A 24760-nucleotide genomic window follows, 5' to 3' on the forward strand; every position below is an offset into this window, starting at 1 on the left:
AAGTAAAAAAGGCACTGATTTCAGTGCCTTTTTGTTTATTCTTTTTTCTCAAGAACCTTTCTGGTAAATAAGTTTTTTTCTTTGATTATTTCGGCAATACCCTCCGGTAATTCTTCTTCCCATCCATCATCCTTGTTAATGATTCTTTTAAGAACATCCCTGGAGAAAATATGGAGCACATCCGGGTCATAATCAATAATGTCCATCACCTTTCCGTTATATTTAAAGAATTTGTACAATTCTTTCATTCTTGGATGAACCTTTACATTGTTGCTGGTAAGCACCTGTCCCGTTTCTGGATCTTTCATAGGGTAGAGGTACACTTTTAAATCCTTAAAGAACAGTTTGCCGAACGCTTCAAGAATACCACCGCTCAAGTGACGATAGTATTTTTCATCAAAAACATCTACCAAGTTGTTCACGCCCATGGTCAATCCAATTTTGGCCTTGGTGTAGCTGTTAAAGTATTCCACCAACTTATAATATTCCTGAAATTTGGAAATAAGCACCGTATGCCCCAGGGAACAAAGAAGCTCCGCACGATCCATAAAGTCTTGCTCATCTATTTCACCCGAAGCTTTTAGGTTGGACAAGGTAATTTCGAAAACTACAATGGCATTGTCCATATCTACTGTTTGCTCCCGAATAAAAATATCGTACGATTTCTGGAACATGTCCATATTCACCTTGGTCACCGGTCTAAAACTACCGCGAAGAGCCAAAATGTTTTTCTTGTAAAGCACGGCCGCAGGCAAAAGGTTGTGCCCATCGGGGCCGAACATTACCGCATCCGTCATATCGTTTTTAATAAGTTGAAGACTCATTAAACGGTTGTCGACCTCGGAAAAATTAGGCCCGGTAAAGTTGATCATATCAATCTCCAAAGTATCGTGGTCGATATGGTCGTATAGATATTTTAAGAGCTTTTTGGGCTTATGGAACTTAAAAAAGGCGCCGTAAATTAAATTAACACCTAAAATACCGAGGGTTTCCTGTTGTAATCTGGCCTCGTTTTGTTTAAATCGAATATGGAGAATAATTTCGTCGTACTCCTTTTGGTCCGGGTCTAATTGAAAACGAAGACCGACCCAACCATGCCCTTTGTATCTTTTTGAAAAATCGATGGTGGCCACAGTATTGGCATAACTAAAGAACAGGTAATCGGGGTTGTTGTCCCTACTGATCCGTTCTTCCACCAAACGCATTTCGTGGTCCAACATCTTTTTTAATCGAGATTGTGTAACGTAACGGCCATCCTCTTCGATTCCATAAATGGCATCGCTAAAAGATTTGTCGTAGGCGCTCATTGCCTTTGCAATAGTTCCGGACGCGCCACCAGCTCTAAAAAAATGTCTGGCGGTTTCTTGTCCCGCTCCGATCTCGGCAAAAGTTCCGTAAATATCTCGATTCAAATTTATCCTTAAGGTTTTCGCCTTTATGGAAGGAATATTTTCAAAAGAATTTTCTTTGCTTGGTACGCTGGGCATTTCCAAATTTTTAAACTACGGCAAAGTTACACTCTTCGGGCAATCTATTAAATAAATAAGTTATAATTTTGGTTTTAATGGATGATAAGATGACCATTACTTTTTTAGGTACGGGCACTTCGCAGGGCATACCCGTGATAGGAAGCAACCATCCCGTTTGTCTAAGTACAGACCCTAAGGATAAAAGACTGCGTGTATCGGTACTGATTTCTTGGGAAGAATATAATTATGTTATTGATTGTGGCCCTGATTTTCGACAGCAAATGTTGACAAATCCCATTGAAAGACTGGATGGCATTCTGTTTACCCACGAGCATGCCGATCATACTGCGGGCATCGATGATATTCGCCCATTTTTCTTTAGGCAGGGAGATATTCCCGTTTATGCCCATCCACGGGTTTTGGATTCGCTCCGTAGGCGGTTTGATTATATTTTTGCCGATGAGGATCGATACCCCGGAGCCCCGGCGGTAGAAGTGCACGAAGTCTTTAAAAATAAGAATATCCCATTGGGCGATTTAGACGTGGTACCTATTGAAGCCTACCATAACCGTTTACAGGTTTTTGGCTATCGCTTTGGAGAGTTTGTTTACATGACCGATGTTAAAAGAGTGGAGGAGGAGGAAATCAAAAAAATAAAAGGCGCAAAAATTTTAGTGGTCAATGCACTGCGTATTGAGCCCCACCATTCCCATTTTAATTTGGAGGAAGCATTGGAATTTGCAGAAAAAGTAGGCGCGGAACAAACCTATTTTACCCATATCAGCGCTTTTTTGGGTTTTCATGAAGAAGTTGAAAAAAAACTGCCAGAAAATGTACATTTGGCCTACGATAACCTAAAGATAAAAATATAGAAGTTCTTAATTCGTTATCATGGCAGGTTATAAAATAACAGATTGTCATTTTGAGTCCGACCCAACACGGGACGGAACATCTCGACTGTGTTCCATGTGACATTAATTGGAATTAAGGATTCATATAATTTTCAAATACATGAAGAAAAACATATTTCTATACCTATTTGTTTTTGCCGCTCTGTTGGCACTTTTTCAATACGTTACTGGTAGTAACATGCAAAAAGCATTGAGCTCTGATGTGGAAAAATTGGAAAACCAGGTAGTAAAACTCGAAGATTCCCTACAAACCATGCATCTAAAGGTACTGGATATGCAATACTTTACCTTGGAGAACAACGACGATGCCCTGGCCTATTACGACCACTTAAAACTGGAGAACCCATCGCTCTACATCCAGGATAAATTACTGGAAACCAACGAACAAAAAGGAGACAATCCTTTAATTCCCTACGAAGGGATGGAAAGTGATTTTAAGATAAACAAAATCAAAGTGCTGAACCATAAATGGATTTTGGCCGATTTCTCAGATGGAAAATATTGGGGGGATATGATTATCAAATATGAGCTAAAAGATGATCTAAGCGTAGATTTTACTTTGGCCGAACATTTACTTTACGCACCACAGGACTATTAATTTGCCTCAAGTCAGTACTTAGCTCGACACATGCAAAAAATATGTCATCTGTAACGCATTTCTGAATTCTTAAGATTCCTTCTCAAAATAGCTTAAATCCGTTGTTGCAACCACTTTTTAAAGGAAAAAAAGTTTTGCTGGGAAACCCCGTGTCCCACCGGAAACTCTTCGTAAGTAGTTGGGATATTTAAGCTTTTGAGGAATTCAGGGGATTTTTGGGCCCATTCCAAAGGGATAACTTGGTCCACTTGACCATGTGAAGCATAAAAACTCAACTTACTGTGGTCTTTTTGTCCATAATCTTCCACCAATATATTTTCATTGATGTAACCACTGAGCGCAACCACATTCTTTATTTTTTCGGGATACGACAATGCCACCGAATAACTCAAAATTGTGCCTTGGCTAAAGCCCAGAAGAGAAATATTATCCTTATCCAGATCATAAGCTTCGATGGCTTCATCAATAAAGGCTACTATCTTTTCCCTAGATTCCTTCGCTTGCTCATCATCGCTCCATTTGCCTTGTTCTGCATCAAAATTGATGGCATACCAAGCATGCCCAAAAGGTTCTAGATCATACGGGGCCTTTACGGAAAAAACCATCAATTCTTCTGGTAATTCCGAAGCAAAAGAAAATAAATCCTCCTCGTTGCTCCCATAGCCGTGGAACATAAACAGCGCCGGTATTTTGCCGGATTGTATAGAGGAAGGGCGTAATAAATATGTTAAGGATAGGGGTTTAGGAGACATTTTTCTATTTTATGATATGAAAGTAAACCATTGTTGAAAATACTTGCCCAAAACCGGCAAAGGCTTTGTGTTCTCGTTTAAAACCTGTAAAAAACCAAAAACCCAAATAACCAAATAAAAAAGATAGATGGGTATGGACAAATAAGCTAATCCGGTATAGGTCAATAATATGGCGAGGGCATGGAAAAGTATGTGAATTCCAAAGGCTTGCCTAATGTGGAAACGGGCAAATGTATTTTTTGGTTCCATGTTCATTGTTATTGCGATCAAACAACCCACAATGGTAAGGTAAGATACTATTGCGGCGGTTTTTCCAGATTGGGGCTTACTCATTAGAAATTGCTTTGGCCGTTGTTAATGATTCCGTAAACTTTTCCTTTTAAAGAAGTACCTATAAACATACTGTTCTTAGAAGTGGATAAAATATCCTTTACTTCAAAAGTGTAGGTCTGTTCTGGGTCGAACAAGGTAAAACAGGCTTTGCTCCCTTCTGTAAATTGTGGTTCCTCGATATGATATCTGTCCCGTCCTTTGGTCAATAACCTAATGGTTTCCTCGATTTCGAACAGGGTGTTCAAAGCGCCAAAAGCAGATTCCAGACCAATACTGCCGCTTTTCGCATTATCAAATTCAACTCGTTTGTGTTCTACATCCAACGGTATATGATCTGAGGTCACAAAATCTATGGTTCCATTTTTAACCCCCTTGATCAATGCCTTACAATCGGATTTTGCACGAAGGGGAGGGGACACTTTAAAATTGGAATCAAAGCCCTTTAGGGTCTCATCCGAAAAAAATAGATTATGTACGGCAGTACTGCAGGTGACGTCCAAGCCTTTTTTCTTGGCTTCTGCTATTAGTTTTACCGACCCGGCCGAGGAAATGGTCGGAATATGCAATTTTCCACCGGCGTATTCCAGAATAAACAAGTCCCTGGCCACCTGAAGCTCCTCCGCCAATGCGGGAATTCCTTTTAGGCCCAACATGGTGGATATTTCTCCTTCGTTTACCACTCCTTTGCCCTTAATGTTGTTATCCTGAGGAAAGGAATGAACCAAACCATTAAAATTTTGCGCATACAGCAGGGCAATTTTCAGTAGATTGGGATTGGCTATCTGCTTTTTAAAATCATAAAAGGCCACTGCACCTGCATTTTTCATATCATATAGCTCTGCAAGGTCTACACCGTCGGAATTTTTGGTCAGGGAGCCAATGGGGTGAACTTGTGTAGCTTTTCCCTGTCCTCTTTCTTTTAAAAAAACTATATCGGAACTGGTATCGGGAACAGGGTTCGTATTTGGATTTAACACAATATCCGTAAATCCGCTCTTCCCCGCAGTAAAAAGTCCATTGGCAATGGTTTCACGTTCTTCAAAGCCAGGCTCACCAAAACTTACGCTGCTATCGAACCAACCTAAGGACACGTGTAGATTATCTTTTTCTACAACTTTTACATTCGAAGGGGCTTCCAAGGACACACCGATCTTATCAATTATACCTTTTTTAATGAGAATATCACGCTTTTTTAAATGCAGACCCTTGTTATCCGGGCACACAATTTTTGCAGACTTCAGCAGAATGTTCATGTAACAAATTTTTGAATGAGTACCTCTATAAGTGCCAGAAGCAACGCTAAAATAACAAACCATTTCCAATAAGCGTAAATGTTATTCTCCGCTTTTAGCTGTTCAAAAAGTTCTGGAATTGAATCCAGGGTGTTTATGTTTTGCAATGTCCCCAAATCCAGGTATTTGAGCTGACTTTCCGTTCTTGGGTAATTAAAGCTGATATTTTGTAAAATCTCATTGTCCCGTACTATGGAATAAACCCCATCTTCTGTTGGATTCTGATCGAAGGTGAGCTGAACCCTCGCGGGAAAACTCTGTTGCAGCGGTATAAATTCGTACCCTTCCTTGGTCACTTTTAAAATATCATCATTGTCCAATTCTACAACAACATCCACGGTAGATGCACTGCCCAATGTGTTAAACAACTTTGGCAATCGTAAGCTCGATTGTGCCATATTATAAAAAGTGGGCACGATCAAAGGTGAATTAACAAAATTGGAATTTGCCAGCTCCAAAGGCGCCGTAAATACATATAATCTATTGTCACCAATTAAAAAAGGGTTTCCTCCGTCCATGGCCAATGCCGTAGCAAGGTTGGTCCGTACATTAAAATATCCATTTGTGGTGGGGTATTGAAAATTGGTCACTTGTTGTTCAAAGACATTTTGGTACAAAGGATGATCGAACGAAATCGTGGTCAACTGAGCTTCCGATGAGACTTTTTCGATAAAACGCGTAGAGGATAAACTGGATAGTAAGGAATTGTATGAAGATAGATCGGTGTTACTGGAGGGAACAATGATCACGGTGCCTCCAGTATTGAAAAACGACCGCAGAACAGTCTGCAAACTACTCGGAATAGCGTTCAAATTATCCAATACTATAACGTTTTTATCATCCAAAACACTATAATCGAGTCGATCTGGTGAGAACTTGTTAAAATCGAACTCATCGCCTCGGAACAGACGGTTCAAATAATCACTTTCCGATTCGCTTATGGCCAACACTTTTATTTTTTCCCTGGCATTGATATTGAAATAAAATCGGTTATCGTAGGCCAAAGCATTGTCCATAATACTCAAGTGGCCATCTAATTTTTGATGGACAGGGATGGAGAATTCAACTTCGGCATTTCCGTTCGATGTAAATTTTGCTGCCGTTTTGGCGATTAGTTCCCCATTGTCATACAACGAAATCGGCACGGGATCATCCTCGGTACCTCCTGAAAGCAGTACTTTAAGACGCCCCTGATCGTTTACACTATCATCCATAAAAACCGAATCTATGGACACGTTTGGGACTTGCCGTGGTCGTACGGGAACAAAATGGGCGTTCATGGTAGAATCCAAAACGTTGTTTTGCGAAGCTAATCTTTCTTGAAAATCAGAAATTACGATCAGATCTTTAATCGATGTTTTGCTTGTAGAAAACAAACTATTGGCCTTTAAACCAATCTCATTCAGGTTGAGCTGTTTATAAGAGTAGGGTAGTGCCAGCAGCGTATTCTGAATATCTCCTATTCGGATGTTGGTATAGGTTTTATCGTTGGTGAACAAGCTGAATTCCGTGTCACTCCCCACATTTTTGATAAAATCCTGAACAGCCTTTTCCAAAACTGGAATCCCATTTTGCTTGCCTTGCATACTAAAGGAATCATCCAAATAAACCACGATCTCTTTTTCTTGAAGAGCGGTGCTCGAGGAACTGAAAGGTTGTGCAAAGGCAATTATTATAGCTGCCAGTAGCAACAACCGTGTAAACAATAACAACCATTTTTTAAGGCTGTTGCTTTTTCTGGATTCGGAAACTACCTTTTGTAGCATTGCCACATTGGTAAAAGGTGTTTTGGTAAATCGACGTAATTGAAATAAATGAATCAATATGGGTATTACGAGAAGAAAAAGTGCCCAAAAAATTTCTGGATGTTTAAACTGCATTCCCAATTTTGCTTGATCAAAGATAGGGATTAAAATATTTGGATTTTAGTATTGATTTGCCAATTGTCCGTAATCCTTGGGCAAAACAGTAAAAGTGTAATCATTTTTGGCCATGGGGAACCATCTTTTCAACACTGATCGCACCGTTTTTATACTCTATTTTTGTATTTGGTATGTAAACTATACCTTTTACCGTTTCAATTTTAAATCAACAGAAAAAGAAATAATCCTGCATCGGGGATTGGCCCAATTCAGTAAAATAACTTCGAATTTCCTCTTGTGCTTCCTCGTTGGCAACGGTTATGATGCTTTGTGGATTTTTTAATTTCTTCAATGCATTAAAATGTACCAATTCTTTACCATAAATGTTTTTTCCGATTTTTTTGGGATTATCGCATAGCCAAACAAAATCCAAGTTTTGTTTTTTAAGACCCTTCGCAATCTTTTTTCCCTTAAATCCCGCACCCCAGATCACTAGGGGTCTATTGGGTGTACGATTCAACTTTAAAAAATAATGGAGCTTGATCTCCAAAAAATAATTTTGTGCGTAGTGCTCATGCGTTCGAGAAGTTCGTGTATCATAGTCTCTCCATAAATGGAGTATTTGGTTACATGGGATTATTTGCAAACCATTTTCGTAAAATCGGAACGTAAGGTCGTAGTCTTCCGGATATCTGTCCGGTATAAATCCTTGGCATATTTCAAAATCTTGGCGATGGACCATCCAGCATGGGGAGGGAATTGAGCATTCTTTGTAAATCTCTTCAAAATTGGCCCCATTTTCCGTAAGGTGATTAAGCCATTGTTCGTATCTAGCGTAGCCATTACTAATTCCCCTATGTGAAAAATATTTTACCTGCCCTACGGCCACGTACCCCATTCCTTGTTTTTTCAATGATGAAACCATTACCTCCAATCGTTCTGGCTTCATTATGTCGTCGGAATCCATACGGGTTACATATGCGCCAGTACTTTGGGCATATCCCGTACGTAACGCTGGTATTATTCCCTGCCCCTTATTTTCAAAAACCTTGATGCGTGAATCTTTAGTGGAATAGGCGGTTAAGAGCTCTAAACCAGTATCGGTGGAATGATCGTTTACTGCTAAGATTTCCCAATCCGGATATGTTTGGTTTAAAATTGAATCTAGGCATTCGGGCAGATAGTGTGCAGTGTTTTTAAAGGGTATTATGATACTGATCTTGCCGTTTTGCATAAAATAAAGGACTTGTTCTTTTATTGGTGTTGCAAGACCTGATCTATGGTTTCCTTGACCATTTGCTCCATAATTTTGTAGCCAGCCTTGGTTACATGTACCTCGTCCGTAGTCAATTCGGGTGGCAATCCATTTCTGTCATCTGCCATTTTAGAAAAATAATCCAAATATACGGCACCCTTGTCCCTAGCCATATTTTTGAGCATTCTGTTAAGTTTTGGGATTTTAATATTGGGCTGCAAACCGGGGCTCCACGGATAATCAAAAGCAGGAAGAACTGAACATACAATGGGTATGATCTGGTTGGCTTGGGCCAGTTCCACCATGGATAGGATGTTGTCGTGAATTTGTTTCAAAGTCATAGGACCTGTGTTGCCGGCAATATCGTTCGTACCGGCTAAAATTACCACCGCTTTTGGGTTCAGGTCAATTACATCTTGCCTAAAGCGCAATAACATTTGAGGAGTTGTTTGTCCACCGATACCACGGTTTATGTACGGGTTTTTATCAAAAAAATCAGGATTTGCGCCCTTCCACATCTCGGTAATGGAATTACCCATAAAAACTACACGGTTTTCGGTTCCGTTGGAAGTCGAAATACGGGTATTCTCCTTTTTATATTTTTCCAAATTGGGCCAATCCTGAGCATTTATTTTTGATGAAATGGATAATCCTAAAAATGAAAACATGATCCAATAAATGGTTAGATTCTTCACAAGGGATGGTTTTGGTTAAAAATAGAAAAATATCAGGGTATTAAAAGTAAATACAGAATAAAAAAGAAGATAATAGTGGCTATAACAGCATAGATCATATGCCTTTTCTCTTTTTCTTTTTGAATAAACATTTTTTTACGAATACGAGCTATATCCCTTTGGGTGGATTTTTTAAAATATAATTCAGTAACATTTTTAGTGCCGTAAACATCGTCTTTAGATTTTAATTTTCTTTTTTTGAGCATGCTTCTATTGAGCTTCATACTCTTTATGGCATGCATCATGCTACCTTCTCCTCCCATAGTTGATATATTTTAGTATATCAGTGTCTTTTATTGTGGTTTTGTTACATCATAATTTAATCCACAGGGAATTACTCAATAAAAAAGCGATATAACTAAAAAAGTTATACCGCCTAATTTTGGTTTAATAGTATTGGGATTAATATTTTGCGCTCTTGCCTTTTGCTTGTGTTCTTAAAATAAAAGCCCGTATGTCTTCATTTGCGGCCTTTAGGTCTTCTCTCCTCAAATACATCATGTGGCCGGAACGGTACCCTTTAAATTCAAAACGATCTTTCATTCTACCACTTGGATCAACTTGGGACATGGTGTATTTAGCTGCAAAATAGGTGCAAGCACCATCGTAATATCCCGATTGCACCAAAACATTCAAGTACGGGTTTTGTGCCATGGCCTGTCTTAGATTGTCACGCACATTGTCGTTTTCATTGTCCCATGGGTGTACAGGACCGAACATATTGTATTTTATATCGGTCTTGAAGTTTAGCTCTTCCTGCAAATAATAGTTAATTGCTGGGGTGAAGCTATGCAACCAAGAAGTCAGTTCTGGAGAGTAATCCGGGCGCGTACCTGCCAATGTTTTATCTATTCCCAAATAGCGGCTATCCAATCGGCCAACGGTATATCCTCCTTTTTCCCTTAAAAGGGCCTTCCAAAAAAACTGTGTGGGAACATCCAAATTATGGTCTAGGATATCTTTTGCTTTTAAACCTGAGTAGCGGGCCATTTTATCGGCGATGGACTTCCGTTCCGCATCTGCAATAAACCCACCCTTGGCAATGGCCGGTAATAATTCGTTTATGGTGAACTCTTCAACTTCTGGCAAAACTTCCAACAAATCCTTGCTTTGCAAATCGGATGGCAAAGCTTTGTGGTGCCATGCCGCAGCTGCAAAGTATGGTAAGTTCAAAGCACTGGAAACGGGATCATTGTCGCGGAACACCTTGTAATCCGCAGGTGAAACCATGATTACACCGTTCAAGTACATCCACTGTTGGTTTTGCAATGCCAAGGACAATCCCATAACACGTGTTCCACCATAGCTTTCACCCACAATATATTTTGGGGAGTTCCATCTATTGTTCCGTGTTACAAATGTATTCAGCCATTCTGCCAAATATTTGGTATCGGCATTGATCCCAAAGAATTTTTTTCGGTCTACTTCCTTTCCGGTTTCCGGTATGGTTCTGGAATAACCTGTGTTTACCGGGTTTACGTAAACAATATCGGTAACATCCAAAACAGAATATGGATTTTCCTTTACGCCATAGGGCTGAACAGGGTAACCTTCGTCATCAATTTTTAGGATTCTTGGACCGGTGTAGGCCAAATGCATCCAAACGGAACCAGAGCCCGGACCTCCATTGAACGAAATCAACAATGGACGGGAAGATCTGTCTTTTACCCCATTTTTGGTATAATAGGTATAATGTAAGGATGCAACGGGCTCTCCCATTTCGTCCCAAACAGGTTGTGTGCCCGTGGTAGCTGAATAATCGATTCGTGCACCATTTATGGTAACGGAGTGCTGGGTAGTAATGGTAGTGTCTACAGGAAGTTTTCTTTCTTGGGCAAATGTAATGGTCGCACAGAACGCCATACCCAATAATAAAAGTTTTTTCATTTTATATGGTTGAATTAGTCTAGTTCATAAAAATAAGGAATTTGATATTGGTTTCCTTAAATCTAGGTTTGAAAAAAATCACCTATCGTATTTATATCTCTCTTTGGATTTAATAAATACAAGATATAAAAATGTACAATTGGCTTTTTGATAGGTATAATCAGAATTAACTGATGATAGTTTGTTAAGGGTTTAGAATCTCTCAAAAACTCCCAACCCAAATAGGGCAAAATCATATTTTACAGGGTCGACGGCATCCAGTTTTCTCAGGTTTTTGTCCAGTTCCTGTAATGCCTTGGCATCGTTCTGTTTACGCTTTAGTAATTTGAGTTTGCGGGCCACATTGCCAGAATGCACATCCAACGGGCAGGAGAGTTTGGAAGGGGCAATGCCTTTCCATAAGCCAAAATCAACTCCCGTACTGCTATCACGGACCATCCATCGTAAAAACATATTGATGCGTTTTGCCGCGGATCCCTTTTTGGGGTCGGACACATGTTTTTGGGTGCGATTTTGATGAGGGAGTTCAAAAAATAGTTGTTTGAACTCCGAAATTGCGGGCTGCATGGAATCCTTGGTCTGGTATTGGGTAAAAATCGTCTCCAATCCTCCATGTTCTTGGTAGATGTTTTGGAGACTGGTTACAAAGTAACCAAGATCAATACCATTAAAAGTGCGGTGTACAAATGTCGAGAGTTCACTAAGGTTCTCCTCGGTATGGGTCATCACAAAATCGTAGGGCGAGTTGCCCATTAAATCCATAAGTTTGTTTGCATTGTTAATAATGCTCTTACGGTTGCCCCAGGCTATGGTAGCCGTTAAAAAAGCGCTGATCTCAATATCCTCTTTTAATGCAAACTTGTGCGGAATCTGTAAAGGGTCGTCCTCTAAAAACTTGGGATGATCGTATTCCTCTACCTTGGCATCGAGAAATTCCTTGAGTTCTGCTTTGGTCATACTAATTCTTGGAGACAATCCGACCATCTACCATGGTTAGTTTTCGGTCCGCCATATCGGCAAGGTCCAGATTATGCGTTACTAGAACAAAGGTTTGTCCAAACTCTTCCCGCAACTGAAAAAACAGTTTGTGTAGATTATCGGCACTTTCAGAATCCAAATTACCACTGGGTTCATCGGCCAAAACCACCGATGGTTTGTTCATTAAAGAACGGGCAACTGCCACTCGCTGCTGTTCCCCACCGGACAGTGCGTTGGGTTTATGGTCGTAACGGTCCTTTAATCCCAGAAAATCCAAAAGCTCTTTGGCACGTTGTTCAGCTTCGGTACGGGATGTTTTTTTAATAAAGGCAGGTATGCATACATTTTCCAATGCGGTAAACTCGGGCAATAATTGATGAAACTGAAAAATAAACCCGATATGCTCGTTGCGAAATTGAGCCAAGTTTTTGTCATTCAATTGGTTTACGTCCGTGTTATTGATCAAAAGAGCACTTTCTTCCTTGTTGGTAGGGGTGTCCAAGGTTCCCAGAATTTGTAGCAAGGTCGTTTTTCCTGCTCCAGAAGCGCCAACAATGGAAACAACTTCACCTTTTTTAATATCGAGGTCAACTCCCTGCAATACCTTGAGGTCTCCGTAACTTTTTTGAATATTTGTAGCCTTGATCATAACTAATTGTTCGGTGTTCGAAGATAATGATTACTGTTGTATTGTAAAGTTTGTTCGAAGTGGGATTTTTTTGCAAATACCATTTAAAAGTAATGGCCGGACAACCAAGTTCGACTAAGATGCATATAAATATTTGTTATAAATCGTAATACAATATAAATATTGTTTAACTTTGAAAAGAAATGAATAAACAAAATGATTCAATATTGGAAACTGCAATTTTAGCAGGAGGTTGTTTTTGGTGTACCGAAGCCGTATTCCAAAGGCTAAACGGAGTAGTGGAAGTAGTTTCCGGATATACAGGCGGGACTATAAAAAACCCAGCATACCGCGAAATTTGTACCGGTCGTACGGGCCATGCCGAAGGTGTAAAAATAACATTTGATCCATCGATAATATCCTATGCCGAACTTTTGGAGGTGTTTTTTGCTACACATGACCCCACCACGCTCAACCGACAGGGAAACGATGTTGGCACGCAATACCGAAGTGATATTTTTTATACTTCGCCCGAGCAAAAACAAATTGCCGAGGATTTTATCAACTTGTTGGACAACGAAAGTATCTTTGATTCTCCTATTGTTACCCAGATATCCGAGGAAAAACCTTTTTATTTGGCAGAAAAAGAGCATCACGATTATTACAACGGACATAGAGAGCAACCGTATTGTCAAATTATAATAGATCCCAAGATCAAAAAATTGAACAATTATTTTTCAAAAAAGCTAAAACATGGCACCATATAGAAACCTCGAAGAATATAACATAGAGATCACCAATGAGGTAAAAGACCATTTTTCCAAAATTGTGGACGATATCGGGGAAGATGTAACCAGGGAAGGTTTGATCAAAACACCAGAACGTGCGGCGAAGGCCATGCTTTTCTTAACACAGGGGTACAAGCAGAATGCAGAAGAAATATTAAAAGGGGCCATGTTCGCGGAAGAATATGACGACATGGTAATAATAAAGGATATCGAATTGTATTCCTTGTGCGAACACCATATGTTGCCCTTTTTCGGGAAGGCCCATGTTGCTTATATTCCCAACGGCCACATTGTAGGATTGAGCAAAATTCCCCGCGTTGTGGATGTTTTTGCGCGCAGGTTACAGGTTCAAGAACGGTTGACCCACGATATCCTGGAGTGTATCAATTCTACTCTAAAACCTAAGGGTGTCGCTGTGGTAATTGAGGCTTCCCATATGTGTATGATGATGCGAGGGGTGCAAAAGCAAAACTCTGTTACCACAACTTCGGGTTTTAGAGGACAGTTCGAGAAAATTGAGACCCGTAACGAGTTTTTGAAACTTATTAGTGCCGATTTGTCCTAATCCTTTTTCAAATTAATCGGGAATTGCTATTTTTCCCATATGGCAGAAGAAAAGGACAAAAAATACCGTAATCTACTTTTAGGTTTACTTTTTGATGGCATTGGTATGCTATCTTTTGCAATTCCGGGAATAGGAGAGTTTTCCGATGTAATTTGGGCGCCCATTGCTGGTTGGCTCATGACGCGTTTGTATAAAGGCAGGGTCGGTCAAGCTGCCGGTCTGATTACCTTTGCGGAAGAGTTGATCCCAGGGTTGGATGTTATTCCGACCTTTACCTTAACATGGATATATACCTATTTGTTGGGCAAAAAAAGGGTCGACCCTAAAAAGATTGACCCTTAATTCTTGAAAACTTATGTCCTGCACACTACAAGGGCAAATGTAAACTGAAAGAGATATTTCTTCCCATATTGGCTATGCCGTCAGCTTTTAATCTGGATAGGTGAGAAATATAATCCTTGTTGAACAGGTTGTTTGCTGTAATCGAATACCCAACTTTTTGATTGAAAATATTCAAGTCTCCTCCGATGCCCGCATTGAACAAATTATATCGGGGCGTTCTTGTTTCAAAATCAGCAACCTTGTTCTGATCAAAAAATGTTTGAAGCGTTACAAAAGCATAGCATTTGTAGTTCTGATTTCTTTTGTTCCATTCCACTCTAAAGGTATTGGTCCAGCGATTGGCAGATATTAGCGGCAAATTGGATTTATCATCCAATTGCCCATATACAATATCGTAACTGCTTTCCAGGTGCAGCCAATCAATAGGGTGGGGGTGTAGGTGGAACCCAAACTCGCCTCCGTACAAAATGGCATCTTGTTGTTGGAAATTATAAATGGGATCCAGTTCCCTAAATTCACCGGTAGGCTCCAAATAAATATAGTCGTTTACAATATTATAAAACGAATTAATATAGGCTTCCACATGTTTGTTCCCGTACTCTAGGGCAAGATCTATCTGAAAGTTTTGTTCGCTATCTAGGTCCGGATTTCCTATTTCTACTCGATTGGCGCCACTGTGCAGGCCATTGGAAGACAGTTCGGATAGGTTGGGGGCCCTAAAACCGGTCGCCAAGTTTAAACGTCCTATAATAGTTTTGGCAAGGTCCGTTCGGTAGCCCAAGGCCGCATTAAAATTATTAAAATTTCTGTCCAGTGCCGGAATATATTCCTCATCGCCCTCAATGCCACTGGCTTCACCGTTTATAGACCTTAGATCATAACGCAATCCAATTTGCAGATCACTTTTATCAAAATGAATGTGAGAAGTGGCCAAAACCCCAAAATCGTTGGTCACGGCATCGGGAACCAAGATTTCCTCCCCAAAGTTTTCGTTGGTTTGATGCATGCCCTGCACCCCAAAAATAGTTGTTATATTTCCCCACTGCGGGTTAAACTGTATGTTGTAGTTAAAGGTTTTCAGCTTCATGTCCAGGGCAGCGCCTTCTTCCTCTTCTTCATGTTCTTCTTCGTGTTCTTCTTCATGTTCCTCGCCTTCTTCGTGCTCATGTTCGTGCCCATCTTCCTCGTGGTGATGCTCTTCAAACTCCTTTCTGTTGTTTATAGTATACCCGAACGTAGCCTCCAAACTCGATTTTTTAAAAAACAAATTGTTTTTGGAGCTTAATATATGTGTGGAGAGCTCTTGGTAGGGCAACAAAGGGTCGCGATCGTTGTTTTGAACCCCGATTTCTTCGGGAATGCCCAATTCCGTAGTATTGTAGTTATACCTTAATTCTGTTTTAAATTTGGACGCTTGGTAGGCAAGTCCCGTTTTTAAATCGGCTTCATTAAACCTCGAATTGGTAACGCTTGTGCCATCGCCCGTTTCATAATCGGCATTGGATGCGTATGCACCCCTTACCAAGAATTTTAATTTTTCCCCTGACGTTTTAAAACCTGCGTTTGCATTATAACCCAAAGTATTGGTAAAATACCTCATGTTTATATCTCCAGAGCTTTCACCTGCTATTTCAAATTTCTCGGGATTTAAGTACAAAACACCTCCTAGGGCATCCGAACCATATAGTAATGAGGCAGGTCCTTTTATAACTTCTACACTTGAAATTCCGGCGTCGTTGAGTCCCAGCCCGTGCTCACCGCCAAACTGCTGGTTTTCCAATCTAACCCCTTGGGTATACACCAAAACTCGGTTAAAACTTAAGCCACGTATTACAGGTTTTCCAATACCGACACCGGTCGATACCGAGGAAACTCCTGGAATGTTCGTTATTCCTTCTGAAAGGGTAATTCCTCCTTGTTGTTTGAGCTCCTCCATGGACTTTTGCTCCACTTTCATTACATTTTCGCGCTGTAATTTGTGAAAAGGCGTGGAGAGCACCACTTCGTCCATTTCTATGGCCGATGGTTCCATTTTATAATCGAACCGGTTATTTCCTTCACTGATCTCAATGGATGTGGAATAGGTTTCAAAACCTATATAGGAAACAACCAACTTATAGATACCTTCTGGCAAGTTTTTCAAAGAAAAGTTCCCATTTTTATCGGTTACAGTACCGTTTTCAAGTTGTGGAACATATACGGATACTTGTTCCAAGGGCGCTCCCGTTTCCATATCTGATATATTTCCGGAGAGTGTATGTTGTGAATAGCTATAAACTACCGTAAATATCATTAATAGGGTGATGTATAGTTGTTTCATTTTAAACTAATAAAGGTTGAACATATGGTTCCGTACATTTCAACATTTGTCGTGAACGAACCAAAAACTTATCTAGCTCTTAAAAATTTAATTTTCCCCGGTTATCGCAAAAATGAGCCCAAGCCCATGCGTTTCAGCATTTTTTTTTCAAAATTCCAGAAGAATTGATATTGTCCAAACAGCCAACCGATCAAAACAAGTAAAATTTGATAGATAGGAAATATCAATAGGATCCGAAGGGTCCAATATAAGGCACCAGGTATATTCTCCGCATCCAAGCCAAGCCAGTGAACCAAAGGGCCGGCCAATTTACCGGATAAACTACCTGTTATGGCAAAAACAATAAATATGGCGATCATTTCCCATTTGTAGTCCACTCTCCATTTATTCTCCAGTTTTTTGAAACACCATAGAAAAAACTTGATCAGTACCAGATGAATGGCAAGCATAACCCCTAGGGTAAAAAACCATTCGTAAATAGTATTGTTCAAATTAAAAATATGAAGTAGACTTCGAGAAATAAGATAAGCTGTAAGTAAATTTAGGAATGTGCCCAAGATCGGAAACAAGAACTGCCAATTCTTTTGGATTTCCCAACGCTGTTTTATTTTTTGCATTTTTAATCTCGTAATTGATGCAAAAATAGCACTTTAAATCCGTGGTAGAAAAGGGCCTAGCCTTTGATTGTACTTTCTTTGAAAATAAATGAAGTAATTGTACAATTTATAGTTCACCTCGTATCCATAATCAATACTTGGGTCGTAGTTGATCTGCAATTCGTACAAATTTGGGTTGAACCTGTTGGGTTGCAATACTCTCTGGTTCCAGGTAATTACCATAATGGCATTTCTATTTTCCAAAAAGGATTTGGAATAGTAGCCTTCCGGCCTGGCAATGGAGTTTAGCCATGTATAAAACCCTGGCTCAATAATAATGATCTCGTATTCGGATTCTGCATCCTTGATTTCTACCGGTTCCTCATCATCAGAATCAAAAAGGGTTTGTTCCTCGTTGGACACATCCAATGTAGCTTTTTGAGAAATACACGAAACAAACGCGATACAAAACGTCAAACCAAAAAGTAATATTCTCTTTTTCATGATATTAATTTACAAAAAAAGCCACTTGAATGTTCAAATGGCTTTGTTAAATATTGATCGATTTGACCTTTATTTTCCAAAAAGTCCTCCCAGCATACCGCCGAGTCCACTTTTTTTGCTGCTTCCACTGTTAAGCACCATACCTGCTAGATCATCGATAACACTTCCGTCACCATCGCTGTCCAAAAAGCTTTCCACTAAGGATTGTTGCTTGGATGCCGCGGCACCTCCGCCCATTAAGCCGCCCAATAGACCGTTGAGTCCTTCAGGACTGCTTACGTTTTGTTGTCTGGTCTGTTTTCCCAAATATCCCAAAAGGATTGGTGCTGCTATTTTCAATATTTGGGCAATCGACCCCGCATCGATCCCTGATTTAGAACTTAGCGCATTCTCTACCTGTGGTTGTTTGGCCCCAAGGATATGGCCCAATATCCCGGCACCATCATCCATTACATTCTGATCTACACCTCCACCGAAAAGACCTCCTAAATCATCCAAAATACCACCATCGTGCTTGGAGGATAGGGCATTCATCAATCCTTGGGCTCCACCTGGTGTGGATGCATTCTTTTTCATGGCTCCCATAAGCAATGGCATGGCCATGCTCAATACTTCTGCCGTCTTATTTTCCGATTGCCCTGTTTGTCCGGCAACACCGCTGACCAACTGTTTTCCCATTGGGCTATTGATCATGTCTAGTAATCCTGTCATTATGTTAGTGTTAAGGTTAAAGGTGGCAATGTACAAAAAAGCAGGTTTTGTCTTCTTTCACAAGCCTATAAAAGTTGTTATTTAAGCAGGTCAATTACGTTTTGTGCCAGTTCTTTGCCTATTCGCTGTTGCGCCTCCAATGTAGAACCGCCAATATGGGGACTAAGGGATATCTTCGGATTCATAAGTATCTTGATTTCTGGAGTGGGCTCGGATTCAAAAACATCCAATCCAGCGAATGCCAGGTGATTGTTTTCCAAGGCCTCGACCAATGCTACTTCGTCCAGTACACCACCTCGTGAGGTATTGATTATTCCCGCTCCGGGTTTCATTAGGCCCAATTCTTTTTTCCCAATCAGGTAGGTGTCCTGTGAAGGTACGTGTAGACTCACAAAGTCTGAATTGGCCAGAACATCTTTCAATTCACTTTTTTGAAGGGAAAAGTCTATAGTCTGTCCGTTGTAAAAAGAAAGGGTCAAGGTTGTTTCGTCTGCATGATGGTCGGTGTACAAGACCTCCATGCCCAAAGCAAGTGCCATTTTTGCAGTAGCTTGTCCAATTCTTCCAAAACCAACGATACCCAAGGTTTTGCCTTTGAGCTCGACACCCACAGAATAACTTTTTTTAAGTTGTTTGAACTGGCTATCGCCATCCAATGGCATGTTACGATTGGAATCGTGCAAAAACCGGACACCGTTCAACAAGTGGGCAAAAACCAACTCTGCAACGGATTCGGAGGACGCTTCTGGTGTATTGAATACCTTAATTCCTTTTGATTCGGCATATTTTACATCAATATTGTCCATGCCTACGCCTCCACGACCGATCAACTTTAGATCGGGGCACGCATCGATAAGTTTTTTATCCACTCTGGTAGCACTGCGTACCAAAAGGGCATCGACTTTATTTGTGTTGATATAGTTTGCCAACTGTTCTTCGGCAACCCTGGTATTTTTGACTTGGAATCCTTCCTTTTCCAGTAGAACAATTCCTTCCTGGGCAATTCCGTCATTCGCCAATATGACCTTCATAAATGTTTTTATTTAAAAATTTGAGTACTGCATTTCTTTTTGGGTATTGTCCTCTGGGGCCCATCACCATCAATATGGCAAGTAATGGTAAGTGAAGACGTCCGAACTCGAACAACTTCCAAAATTAAGTACAGTTATCCTTTCTTTTCGAGTTCGCTCATTATATCGACCAATACGCCGACACTTTCCATTGGCAGTGCGTTGTACATGGAGGCTCTGTAACCGCCAACCGATCTATGTCCATTGATACCGCTTATTCCAGCTTCTTTGCACATTTCGTCGAACACATCCTTTAACTCATCATCTGTAATATTAAAAGTAGCGTTCATACTAGAGCGATCCTCTTTGGCGGCAATGCCAGAAAAAACTGGGTTCAGTTCTATTTCTGAATAAATAAGGTTGGCTTTACGCTCGTTAATTTCTTCTATGGCGGCTATACCTCCCAAATCTTTTAACCACTGCATGGTAAGCATGGATACATACACCGCAAAAACAGGGGGCGTGTTGAACATGCTGTCCTTGGCAATATGTACCGAGTAATCCATCATAGAGGGAATTTTGCGCGATACTTTGCCCAAGATATCTTCTTTTACCACCACCAGGGTTGTTCCGGCAGGTCCCATATTCTTTTGCGCTCCGGCATAGATCAAATCGAACTGGAAAAAGTCCATTTGTCTGGAAAATATATCTGAACTCATATCGCAGACTAATGGAACAGCTGTTTTTGGAAACTCCTTAAACTGCGTTCCATAGATGGTATTGTTGGAGGTTAAATGAAGGAAATCCAGATCAGTTGGGATCTCGAATCCCTTTGGTATGTACCTAAAATTATCTTTTTGAGACGAAGCCACTTCTACAATATCTCCGAACATTCGGGCTTCCTTGATCGCCTTCTGACTCCATGTTCCCGTGTTCACATACCCGGCTTTTGCATCCAAAAGGTTAAAGGCGGTCATTAAAAATTGCATACTGGCCCCACCTTGTAAGAACAAGGCATGGTATCCTTTGCCCTGGAGTCCCAAAAGCTCTAGGGCCAGGGAACGGGCTTTTTCCATTATTTCAACAAATTCTTTGCTGCGATGGGATATTTCAATCAGTGAAAGTCCAATGCCATCCAATTCCAGAACAGCTTCGGAAGCCTTCTGCATTACCTCTGCGGGCAGAATGCAGGGACCGGCGCTAAAATTATGCTTTTTCATTTCCTAGGTTTAAGGGGTAAAGGTCTTAAAAATTGTTGTATCTAAAAATGGCTCCAACGGTTGGGGACTTTCTTAAAGTCCCAATAAAAATTTCATGGTATCAATTCCGTCGGCGTAGTCGCTCAAGCTTGGTTTTTGGGTTTGTCCAAAATTTATGTCTCCTTCCTTTTTGGAGACCACACATTGAATTTGCTTTTCCATCCTCCGTAAATCCAATTCCAAGCTGGCTTCATCATCATAAAATGAATAGAACAATGCGGAAATGGGAGAGGAAAGACTTTGATCCTCTTTTAAGATCAAAAAACCGTTATCCAAAATCTTGAACTCACTCATCAAATAAACAGCTTTGTTGTAATCGTAGTTATTGGCATATTTATGTTGGTGGATAATATCTTTATAAGTGTAGAGTGCTTGGAACAGCCTGTCAAAATTGTATCCCTTGGGTACAAATATTTTGGATACGTTGCGGCAACCCAGCCCATAATATCTAAAAATATCCTCGCCAAGTGCCCCTAGTTCTTCTTCGGTTTCATCTCCGGCGAGCACTGCCACCGAATTTCTATTTTTTCTGATGATATTCGGCTTCTTTCCAAAATAATATTCAAAATAACGACTTGTATTATTGCTCCCAGTGGCGATCACTGCATCGAAATTTTCTAGTTTTTCGTCTACAAATTCGATTTTATCTGCGAGCGAGGGCTCTTGTTCCATTAAGTAATCGGAGAGAAATGGGAGAAGCACTTTGTCATTGGAGGACTGCTTAATCAATACAGAATTACCGGAAAGCAATACACATAAAAAATCGTGAAAACCTACCAATGGTATATTGCCCGCCATTACTACCCCCACTTTTTTAGTGTTTTCTCCACTTTTAAAGGAGTATTGGGACAACCAATCGTTTATATGCGGCCTGGACAGGATATTTCCCCATTGTTCCAGGGAAAATAAAATGTTTTCCTCCGTAAACCATCCGTTATGATGACCTGCTCTTGCAACGACCTCTTTTAGTCCCGGGTCGGTTTTTGGGCTTTTTTGAGAACAATCTTGACAAAATTCCGTTAGGTATTTTCCAAGTTTAACAAAAGCATCTATGGTATTTGTATCTGGTGCCATTAAATTTGTACACTAATTAACTAGGGTTTATTTTTGTCAAAAGTAAGCATGCTGATCAGAATCAACCCAAAAGGAAAAGAAAATTATGGCAATAATAATTACGGATGAATGCATAAATTGTGGTGCTTGCGAGCCAGAATGCCCAAATACAGCAATTTACGAGGGAGCGGACGAATGGAGATATAGCGATGGAACTTCTCTTAGCGGTGATGTGGTTTTGCCAGATGGTAAAGAAGTCAATGCCGATGAAGTTCAAGAACCGGTCAGCGATGAACTCTATTATATTGTACCCGATAAATGTACGGAATGCAAAGGCTTCCACGAAGAGCCACAGTGCGCGGCCGTATGTCCGGTAGACTGTTGTGTGCCCGATGACGATCATGTAGAAACAGAGGAGGAGCTTTTAGGCAAGCAAAAGTTTATGCACCCAGAAGGTTAAGATGTAAAAAACTTATAATTTTGCCCCGGACCAAGGTTCGGGGTTTTTTATGCAGGAAAAAGAAAAGGAATATAACGGTTTTTGGAAACAGCTCGGCTGTACATTGTCTCTTGTAGCCATTTTTGGAATTATAGCATTGCTAATTATTGGCTTCTATCTACTGATTGGCAATTATTAGGTCGGAGTACCAAAACTTCAACTTATATTTGCACCCTCAAATCGGTATTTGGTAGGTTATCGGTGTTTTATATTGATAGCACCATACCTAAAATACTGTTTTGTAATCTGAACTCTTAAATCTAATTTCTAGCGAATGAAAGCAGGTATCGTAGGATTGCCGAATGTAGGAAAATCAACGCTGTTCAATTGTTTGTCCAATGCAAAGGCACAAAGTGCCAACTTTCCTTTTTGTACCATAGAGCCCAATATTGGAGTTGTAAATGTGCCCGACCAACGATTGGAGAAGTTGGAAGAGTTGGTGAATCCTGAACGCGTAATTCCGGCCACCGTGGAAATTGTGGACATTGCCGGTCTGGTAAAAGGCGCCAGTAAAGGAGAAGGGTTGGGAAACCAGTTCTTGGGAAACATCCGAGAAACCGATGCTATTCTGCACGTGCTACGCTGTTTTGACAATGACAATGTAGTTCACGTTGACGGCTCCGTAGATCCGATAAGGGACAAGGAAACCATTGATATGGAATTGCAGTTGAAGGATTTGGAAAGTGTAGAAAAAAAGCTTGACAAAGTAAAACGTGCCGCTAAAACTGGAAACAAAGAAGCCCAAAAAGAAGAAGCGGTTCTGATTAAATTGAAAGATGGTTTGGAAGCTGGAACTTCCGTACGTGCCATTGAATTTTCAGACGATGAACGCCTTGAGTTCGTGAAACCCTTGCAACTGATTACGGACAAACCCGTAATGTACGTTTGCAATGTAGACGAAGCTGCCGCCGTAGAGGGCAATGCCTACGTGGAGAAAGTAAAAGAAGCAGTAGCCCACGAAAATGCCGAAGTCATTTTTTTGGCCGTCGGTACAGAAGCAGATATTACCGAATTGGAAACCTACGAAGAACGTCAAATGTTTTTGGAAGATCTTGGACTATCCGAACCAGGTTCCGCCAAATTGATTCGTGGGGCATATAAACTTCTGGACCTGGAAACATATTTCACCGCAGGTGTAAAAGAAGTGAGGGCCTGGACCATACCTGTTGGCGCCACCGCACCACAAGCCGCAGGAGTAATCCATACGGATTTTGAAAAAGGATTTATCCGAGCAGAAGTAATTGCCTACGATGATTATGTGCAATTTGGAAGCGAAGCCAAAGTTAAAGAAGCTGGTCGTATGCGCGTAGAAGGCAAAGAATATATCGTAAAAGATGGTGATGTTATGCATTTTAGGTTCAATGTGTAAGCACTGGCTGTTGTAATCCATAAAATTTCCGACACAGTAGTTTCCGGACGCAAAATAACTTTGCTGTATGTCCAGTAAAAGTTTAGGTGTTTTATACGGGGTCTTGGGAGTTGTACTGTTTTCCTCCAAAGCTGTATTGGTAAAGTTGGCCTATCGGTACCATGTCGACACACTCGACCTTTTATTGTTTCGGATGTTGTTCTCATTGCCCTTTTATATCCTTATTTTATTTTTGATTCGCAAAAAATCAACAGAAACAATAGTTTTGCCCAAAGATTATGTTTGGCTGTTTCTTTTTGGGTTTGTTGGTTACTATTTGGCCAGTTATTTCGATTTCTTGGGCCTCAATTACATCAAAGCCGGCCTGGAACGTATTATTCTTTTTGTGTACCCGACCATAGTGGTGTTTCTTAGTTGGCTGATTTTTAGACAGAAAATTACACGCGTACAGCTCACTGCAATACTTATCACATATTTAGGTGTGCTGATCACGTTCTGGGAAGAATTGGATATGTCCGGTAACAAAGTCCTCATGGGTGGTTTTTTGGTTTTATTGAGTGCAATTACCTATGCTTCGTATTTGGTGGGAAGTGGATGGTTGATTCCAAAATTTGGGGTCTTACGGTTTACATGCAATGCCATGATCGTATCCACCCTTTGTATTATGGTCCACTATTCAATAGCTGGTAATTGGACATTTATGGATTACCCATGGCCCGTGTATGCATATGGTGTGGCCATGGCCATTTTCGCCACATTGATTCCTTCTTTTTTGGTTTCCGCGGCAATAAAGCGATTGGGCGCCTCCAACTTTTCAATTTTGGGAAGCTTGGGCCCCATTTCCACAATTTTGCTCGCTTTTCTGTTTTTGGACGAAAAACTCACTCTCGGACAACTGATCGGAATGCTTGTGGTAATATTCGGGGTAACATACCTCTCCATCCAAAGCAAAAAGAGGGCTAAGGACTAATATATATTAACAATTATTATTTTTCATTGTTGATTACTTTCTAGCGTTCACCCTTTTATTTTTGCCCCGAAATTT

General features: G+C 40.5%; 26 protein-coding genes. 8 read left to right on the top strand and 18 right to left on the bottom strand.

The genetic code is table 11. The features are described from left to right. Positions 1-35: 35 nt before the first annotated feature. On the bottom strand, positions 36-1487 hold the full coding sequence (locus MJO53_RS14965) for a TonB-dependent receptor (RefSeq protein WP_224837004.1): 1452 nt from the start codon (positions 1485-1487) through the stop codon (positions 36-38). Between the two features lie 89 nt (positions 1488-1576). Here MJO53_RS14965 and MJO53_RS14970 point away from each other — a divergent pair, with 89 nt between their 5' ends. Together MJO53_RS14970 and MJO53_RS14975 are read left to right on the top strand one after the other, a co-directional pair. Next, positions 1577-2341, top strand: a complete 765-nt coding sequence (locus MJO53_RS14970) for an MBL fold metallo-hydrolase (RefSeq protein WP_252081251.1) — start codon at positions 1577-1579, stop codon at positions 2339-2341. Between the two features lie 139 nt (positions 2342-2480). Further along, a complete protein-coding gene (locus MJO53_RS14975) occupies positions 2481-2978 on the top strand; it encodes a hydrolase (RefSeq protein WP_224837003.1) in 498 nt (165 codons plus the stop codon). Between the two features lie 92 nt (positions 2979-3070). On the opposite strand, the gene MJO53_RS14980 is transcribed toward MJO53_RS14975, so the two are convergent. The 10 genes from MJO53_RS14980 to MJO53_RS15025 form a co-directional block, all read right to left on the bottom strand. Then, entirely contained in the window at positions 3071-3730 is a 660-nt protein-coding gene (locus tag MJO53_RS14980; RefSeq protein WP_252079695.1) for an alpha/beta hydrolase, read from the bottom strand. Between the two features lie 9 nt (positions 3731-3739). Beyond that, entirely contained in the window at positions 3740-4063 is a 324-nt protein-coding gene (locus MJO53_RS14985; protein ID WP_252079696.1) for a hypothetical protein, read from the bottom strand. Then, positions 4063-5316 carry a dihydroorotase gene (locus MJO53_RS14990; protein WP_252079697.1) on the bottom strand — a complete coding sequence of 418 codons (1254 nt, stop codon included), beginning with the start codon at positions 5314-5316 and terminating at the stop codon, positions 4063-4065. Before MJO53_RS14990 ends, MJO53_RS14985 begins: the two co-directional genes overlap by 1 nt. Then, the gene (locus tag MJO53_RS14995) at positions 5313-7235 is read right to left on the bottom strand and encodes a BatA domain-containing protein (RefSeq protein ID WP_252079698.1); all 1923 of its coding nucleotides are present in this window, start codon (positions 7233-7235) and stop codon (positions 5313-5315) included. The genes MJO53_RS14990 and MJO53_RS14995 overlap by 4 nt, the downstream gene beginning before the upstream one ends. A gap of 208 nt (positions 7236-7443) precedes the next feature. Continuing rightward, positions 7444-8451: a glycosyltransferase gene (locus MJO53_RS15000; protein WP_252079699.1), complete on the bottom strand. Its 1008-nt coding sequence runs from the start codon at positions 8449-8451 to the stop codon at positions 7444-7446. A gap of 20 nt (positions 8452-8471) precedes the next feature. Beyond that, on the bottom strand, positions 8472-9167 hold the full coding sequence (locus MJO53_RS15005; RefSeq protein ID WP_252079700.1) for an SGNH/GDSL hydrolase family protein: 696 nt from the start codon (positions 9165-9167) through the stop codon (positions 8472-8474). Positions 9168-9199: 32 nt separating this feature from the next. Continuing rightward, complete coding sequence (locus tag MJO53_RS15010; RefSeq protein WP_252079701.1) at positions 9200-9469, bottom strand: hypothetical protein; 270 nt, start codon at positions 9467-9469, stop codon at positions 9200-9202. A gap of 139 nt (positions 9470-9608) precedes the next feature. Next, on the bottom strand, positions 9609-11093 hold the full coding sequence (locus tag MJO53_RS15015) for a S10 family peptidase (RefSeq protein ID WP_224836995.1): 1485 nt from the start codon (positions 11091-11093) through the stop codon (positions 9609-9611). Positions 11094-11285: 192 nt separating this feature from the next. Further along, the gene (locus MJO53_RS15020) at positions 11286-12050 is read right to left on the bottom strand and encodes a TIGR02757 family protein (protein WP_252079702.1); all 765 of its coding nucleotides are present in this window, start codon (positions 12048-12050) and stop codon (positions 11286-11288) included. Position 12051: 1 nt separating this feature from the next. Then, positions 12052-12720, bottom strand: a complete 669-nt coding sequence (locus tag MJO53_RS15025) for an ABC transporter ATP-binding protein (protein WP_252079703.1) — start codon at positions 12718-12720, stop codon at positions 12052-12054. A 182-nt stretch (positions 12721-12902) separates the two neighbouring features. On the opposite strand from MJO53_RS15025, the gene msrA reads away from it, so the two are divergent. Genes msrA through MJO53_RS15040 form a run of 3 tightly spaced genes read left to right on the top strand, consistent with a single transcriptional unit; the run spans position 12903 to position 14394 of the window. Then, a complete protein-coding gene (gene msrA, locus MJO53_RS15030; RefSeq protein WP_252079704.1) occupies positions 12903-13466 on the top strand; it encodes a peptide-methionine (S)-S-oxide reductase MsrA in 564 nt (187 codons plus the stop codon). Then, entirely contained in the window at positions 13453-14052 is a 600-nt protein-coding gene (gene folE, locus MJO53_RS15035; RefSeq protein WP_224836992.1) for a GTP cyclohydrolase I FolE, read from the top strand. The genes msrA and folE overlap by 14 nt, the downstream gene beginning before the upstream one ends. Positions 14053-14091: 39 nt before the next feature. Next, positions 14092-14394, top strand: a complete 303-nt coding sequence (locus tag MJO53_RS15040) for a hypothetical protein (RefSeq protein WP_252079705.1) — start codon at positions 14092-14094, stop codon at positions 14392-14394. 25 nt (positions 14395-14419) lie between these two features. Here MJO53_RS15040 and MJO53_RS15045 read toward each other — a convergent pair whose 3' ends face one another. From MJO53_RS15045 to MJO53_RS15075, 7 genes are all read right to left on the bottom strand, one after another. Further along, positions 14420-16714 (bottom strand): TonB-dependent receptor, encoded by a 2295-nt coding sequence (locus MJO53_RS15045; protein WP_252079706.1) that lies wholly within the window; start codon positions 16712-16714, stop codon positions 14420-14422. A gap of 101 nt (positions 16715-16815) precedes the next feature. Further along, a complete protein-coding gene (locus MJO53_RS15050) occupies positions 16816-17331 on the bottom strand; it encodes a DUF6787 family protein (protein WP_224836989.1) in 516 nt (171 codons plus the stop codon). A 33-nt stretch (positions 17332-17364) separates the two neighbouring features. After that, positions 17365-17814: a DUF6146 family protein gene (locus MJO53_RS15055; protein WP_252079707.1), complete on the bottom strand. Its 450-nt coding sequence runs from the start codon at positions 17812-17814 to the stop codon at positions 17365-17367. A 69-nt stretch (positions 17815-17883) separates the two neighbouring features. Next, entirely contained in the window at positions 17884-18525 is a 642-nt protein-coding gene (locus tag MJO53_RS15060) for a DUF937 domain-containing protein (protein ID WP_252079708.1), read from the bottom strand. A 77-nt stretch (positions 18526-18602) separates the two neighbouring features. Then, on the bottom strand, positions 18603-19556 hold the full coding sequence (locus MJO53_RS15065) for a D-2-hydroxyacid dehydrogenase (RefSeq protein ID WP_252079709.1): 954 nt from the start codon (positions 19554-19556) through the stop codon (positions 18603-18605). 134 nt (positions 19557-19690) lie between these two features. Beyond that, on the bottom strand, positions 19691-20755 hold the full coding sequence (gene serC / locus MJO53_RS15070) for a 3-phosphoserine/phosphohydroxythreonine transaminase (RefSeq protein WP_252079710.1): 1065 nt from the start codon (positions 20753-20755) through the stop codon (positions 19691-19693). Between the two features lie 72 nt (positions 20756-20827). Further along, the gene (locus tag MJO53_RS15075) at positions 20828-21868 is read right to left on the bottom strand and encodes an acyl-CoA reductase (protein WP_252079711.1); all 1041 of its coding nucleotides are present in this window, start codon (positions 21866-21868) and stop codon (positions 20828-20830) included. Between the two features lie 85 nt (positions 21869-21953). On the opposite strand from MJO53_RS15075, the gene MJO53_RS15080 reads away from it, so the two are divergent. From MJO53_RS15080 to MJO53_RS15090, 3 genes are all read left to right on the top strand, one after another. Next, the gene (locus MJO53_RS15080; protein WP_224836983.1) at positions 21954-22307 is read left to right on the top strand and encodes a 4Fe-4S dicluster domain-containing protein; all 354 of its coding nucleotides are present in this window, start codon (positions 21954-21956) and stop codon (positions 22305-22307) included. A gap of 313 nt (positions 22308-22620) precedes the next feature. Then, the gene (gene ychF / locus MJO53_RS15085) at positions 22621-23715 is read left to right on the top strand and encodes a redox-regulated ATPase YchF (RefSeq protein ID WP_224836982.1); all 1095 of its coding nucleotides are present in this window, start codon (positions 22621-22623) and stop codon (positions 23713-23715) included. A gap of 67 nt (positions 23716-23782) precedes the next feature. Further along, on the top strand, positions 23783-24685 hold the full coding sequence (locus MJO53_RS15090; RefSeq protein ID WP_224836981.1) for a DMT family transporter: 903 nt from the start codon (positions 23783-23785) through the stop codon (positions 24683-24685). Positions 24686-24760: the final 75 nt, after the last annotated feature.

The sequence above is a fragment of the Flagellimonas marinaquae genome (assembly GCF_023716465.1).
GTDB classification, from domain to species: domain Bacteria; phylum Bacteroidota; class Bacteroidia; order Flavobacteriales; family Flavobacteriaceae; genus Flagellimonas; species Flagellimonas alginolytica.

Bases quoted from the DNA above. Each gene is read 5' to 3' on its own strand.
- MJO53_RS14965 (WP_224837004.1), bottom strand. From the start codon at position 1,487: ATGCCCAGCGTACCAAGCAAAGAAAATTCTTTTGAAAATATTCCTTCC.
- MJO53_RS14970 (WP_252081251.1), top strand. From the start codon at position 1,577: ATGACCATTACTTTTTTAGGTACGGGCACTTCGCAGGGCATACCCGTG.
- MJO53_RS14975 (WP_224837003.1), top strand. From the start codon at position 2,481: ATGAAGAAAAACATATTTCTATACCTATTTGTTTTTGCCGCTCTGTTG.
- MJO53_RS14980 (WP_252079695.1), bottom strand. From the start codon at position 3,730: ATGTCTCCTAAACCCCTATCCTTAACATATTTATTACGCCCTTCCTCT.
- MJO53_RS14985 (WP_252079696.1), bottom strand. From the start codon at position 4,063: ATGAGTAAGCCCCAATCTGGAAAAACCGCCGCAATAGTATCTTACCTT.
- MJO53_RS14990 (WP_252079697.1), bottom strand. From the start codon at position 5,316: ATGAACATTCTGCTGAAGTCTGCAAAAATTGTGTGCCCGGATAACAAG.
- MJO53_RS14995 (WP_252079698.1), bottom strand. From the start codon at position 7,235: ATGCAGTTTAAACATCCAGAAATTTTTTGGGCACTTTTTCTTCTCGTA.
- MJO53_RS15000 (WP_252079699.1), bottom strand. From the start codon at position 8,451: ATGCAAAACGGCAAGATCAGTATCATAATACCCTTTAAAAACACTGCA.
- MJO53_RS15010 (WP_252079701.1), bottom strand. From the start codon at position 9,469: ATGGGAGGAGAAGGTAGCATGATGCATGCCATAAAGAGTATGAAGCTC.
- MJO53_RS15015 (WP_224836995.1), bottom strand. From the start codon at position 11,093: ATGAAAAAACTTTTATTATTGGGTATGGCGTTCTGTGCGACCATTACA.
- MJO53_RS15020 (WP_252079702.1), bottom strand. From the start codon at position 12,050: ATGACCAAAGCAGAACTCAAGGAATTTCTCGATGCCAAGGTAGAGGAA.
- MJO53_RS15025 (WP_252079703.1), bottom strand. From the start codon at position 12,720: ATGATCAAGGCTACAAATATTCAAAAAAGTTACGGAGACCTCAAGGTA.
- msrA (WP_252079704.1), top strand. From the start codon at position 12,903: ATGAATAAACAAAATGATTCAATATTGGAAACTGCAATTTTAGCAGGA.
- folE (WP_224836992.1), top strand. From the start codon at position 13,453: ATGGCACCATATAGAAACCTCGAAGAATATAACATAGAGATCACCAAT.
- MJO53_RS15040 (WP_252079705.1), top strand. From the start codon at position 14,092: ATGGCAGAAGAAAAGGACAAAAAATACCGTAATCTACTTTTAGGTTTA.
- MJO53_RS15045 (WP_252079706.1), bottom strand. From the start codon at position 16,714: ATGAAACAACTATACATCACCCTATTAATGATATTTACGGTAGTTTAT.
- MJO53_RS15050 (WP_224836989.1), bottom strand. From the start codon at position 17,331: ATGCAAAAAATAAAACAGCGTTGGGAAATCCAAAAGAATTGGCAGTTC.
- MJO53_RS15055 (WP_252079707.1), bottom strand. From the start codon at position 17,814: ATGAAAAAGAGAATATTACTTTTTGGTTTGACGTTTTGTATCGCGTTT.
- MJO53_RS15060 (WP_252079708.1), bottom strand. From the start codon at position 18,525: ATGACAGGATTACTAGACATGATCAATAGCCCAATGGGAAAACAGTTG.
- MJO53_RS15065 (WP_252079709.1), bottom strand. From the start codon at position 19,556: ATGAAGGTCATATTGGCGAATGACGGAATTGCCCAGGAAGGAATTGTT.
- serC (WP_252079710.1), bottom strand. From the start codon at position 20,755: ATGAAAAAGCATAATTTTAGCGCCGGTCCCTGCATTCTGCCCGCAGAG.
- MJO53_RS15075 (WP_252079711.1), bottom strand. From the start codon at position 21,868: ATGGCACCAGATACAAATACCATAGATGCTTTTGTTAAACTTGGAAAA.
- MJO53_RS15080 (WP_224836983.1), top strand. From the start codon at position 21,954: ATGGCAATAATAATTACGGATGAATGCATAAATTGTGGTGCTTGCGAG.
- ychF (WP_224836982.1), top strand. From the start codon at position 22,621: ATGAAAGCAGGTATCGTAGGATTGCCGAATGTAGGAAAATCAACGCTG.
- MJO53_RS15090 (WP_224836981.1), top strand. From the start codon at position 23,783: ATGTCCAGTAAAAGTTTAGGTGTTTTATACGGGGTCTTGGGAGTTGTA.